Annotated in this window: 4 protein-coding genes; 2 read left to right on the forward strand and 2 right to left on the reverse strand. The window is 70.7% G+C overall.

All coding sequences use genetic code 11. From position 1 onward, the window contains the following. Positions 1–343: chaperonin GroEL (gene groEL, locus KF823_16685; GenBank protein MBX3727537.1), on the reverse strand; the 343-nt coding region annotated here is incomplete at its 3' end. 124 nt (positions 344–467) lie between these two features. Next, positions 468–758 (reverse strand): co-chaperone GroES, encoded by a 291-nt coding sequence (gene groES, locus KF823_16690; protein MBX3727538.1) that lies wholly within the window; start codon positions 756–758, stop codon positions 468–470. Positions 759–993: 235 nt separating this feature from the next. Between groES and KF823_16695 the strand changes: the two genes are divergently transcribed. Next, the gene (locus tag KF823_16695) at positions 994–1,326 is read left to right on the forward strand and encodes a divalent-cation tolerance protein CutA (GenBank protein MBX3727539.1); all 333 of its coding nucleotides are present in this window, start codon (positions 994–996) and stop codon (positions 1,324–1,326) included. Between the two features lie 92 nt (positions 1,327–1,418). Then, on the forward strand, positions 1,419–1,838 hold a 420-nt coding region (locus tag KF823_16700; protein MBX3727540.1), incomplete at its 3' end, for a protein-disulfide reductase DsbD N-terminal domain-containing protein.

A 1,838-nucleotide genomic window follows, 5' to 3' on the forward strand; every position in this document is an offset into this window, starting at 1 on the left:
CCATCGGGTTCATGCCGGCGGCGACCGCCTTCATGCCCTCGCGGATCATCGCCTGGGCCAGCACGGTGGCGGTGGTGGTGCCGTCACCGGCGACGTCGGAGGTCTTGGAAGCGACTTCCTTGACCATCTGCGCGCCCATGTTCTCGAACTTGTCCTTCAGTTCGATCTCCTTGGCGACGGAGACGCCGTCCTTGGTGATGGTCGGGGCGCCGAAGCTCTTCTCGAGCACGACGTTGCGGCCCTTCGGGCCGAGGGTGACCTTGACCGCGTTGGCCAGGACATTGACGCCGGCCAGCATGCGGGCGCGGGCGTCTTCGGAGAAACGGACTTCTTTGGCTGCCATTGTTGCGATACCTCGAGAATGATTGGGTGTTCGTATCGGGACCCGGGACCCGGGACCCGGGACTCGGTGGAGTCCCGCGGGCCCCGCTTCCGCGGAGAATCTGTATTCGCGGACGGCCGGGCGATCAGCCCTCGATCACCGCCATGACATCTTCTTCGCGCATGACCAGCAGCTCCTGGCCGTCGACCTTGACCTCGGTGCCGCTGTACTTGCCGAACAGCACCTTGTCGCCGACCTTGATGTCGAGGGCGCGCTTCTCGCCGCTCTCCAGGATCTTGCCGTTGCCGACCGCCAGGACCTCGCCCTTGATGGGCTTCTCGGTGGCGCTGTCGGGGATCACGATGCCACCGGCGGTGGTGGTCTCGGCTTCCAGGCGCTTGATGATCACGCGGTCGTGCAGGGGACGAATCTTCATGGCTAACCCTATCGCAAGTGGTTGAACGGACTGGGAATAAGGCGGAGCTGTCAGCACTCGGCGCCAGTGAGTGCCAATGATACCGGCGCACCGGGTGCCGAGCCAACCCCACCAGCGGCCCCCTTGGTGGGGCCGTGCGGCGGCGTTTCAAGGGGCGGCCGCGGCCGTCGCGGACGAACCCGGTCGATACCGTCCCGGACGGCCCGCGCGAGGCGGGGCGCTATGCTTGCCGGCCATGACCGATGCCCTGCTCGCCCTGACCACCTGTCCCGACGAGGCCGCCGCCAGCGCACTGTCGCGGTCCCTGGTCGAGGCCGGCCTGGCGGCCTGCGTCAGCCGGCTGCCGTTGACCGCCTCGGTCTACCGCTGGCGCGGCGCCGTGGTCGAGGAGGCCGAGGTGCTGCTGCTGGTCAAGACCACGCGGGCGCGCTGGCCCGAACTGGCCGCCCGGCTGCCGTCCCTGCATCCTTACGAGGTCCCCGAGCTGCTGGCCCTGCCGGTCGCCGAGGGCCTGCCGGCGTACCTGGCCTGGCTGGCCGAGGCCACCGCCGGGGAACCTGCGCCCTGAGCGCGCGGTCGCAGGGTCCCGCGGCGGGCGGCGGCGGCCGCCGCCGGAACACCGCCACTGCGCCTGCACGCCCCGCCATCGACGATCCCGCCATGTCCCCACGCTTCCCGCTGCGCCTGCTGCTCGCCCTGCTGCTGCCCCTGGCCGCCTGCCAGGCCGCCGTCGACGAGGACGAACTGCTGCCGGTCGAGGAGGCGTTCGCGGTCGCCGCCGAAGTCGATCCGGCAGGCATCCTGCGCCTGACCTGGACGATCGCCCCGGGCTACTACCTCTACCGCCACCGCCTGGGCGTCGAGGCCGGCGACGATGGCGTCGTGGCCGGTGCGCTGGAGACGCCGCCGGGCACCGCCTACACCGACGAGTTCTTCGGCGAGGTCGAGACTTACCGCGGCGCGCTTCGGGCGAGCGCGGACCTGTCCTGGCCGGCCGGGCTGGCCGGGACCACCGTGCAGGTGCGCTTCCAGGGCTGCGCCGACGTCGGCGTCTGCTATCCGCCGCATCGCCAGGCGGTG

Source organism: Lysobacterales bacterium, assembly GCA_019634735.1.
Lineage (GTDB): Bacteria > Pseudomonadota > Gammaproteobacteria > Xanthomonadales > UBA2363 > Pseudofulvimonas.

Excerpts from the sequence above, each read along its gene's own strand:
- groES (MBX3727538.1), bottom strand. The coding sequence starts at position 758 with ATGAAGATTCGTCCCCTGCACGACCGCGTGATCATCAAGCGCCTGGAA.
- KF823_16695 (MBX3727539.1), top strand. The coding sequence starts at position 994 with ATGACCGATGCCCTGCTCGCCCTGACCACCTGTCCCGACGAGGCCGCC.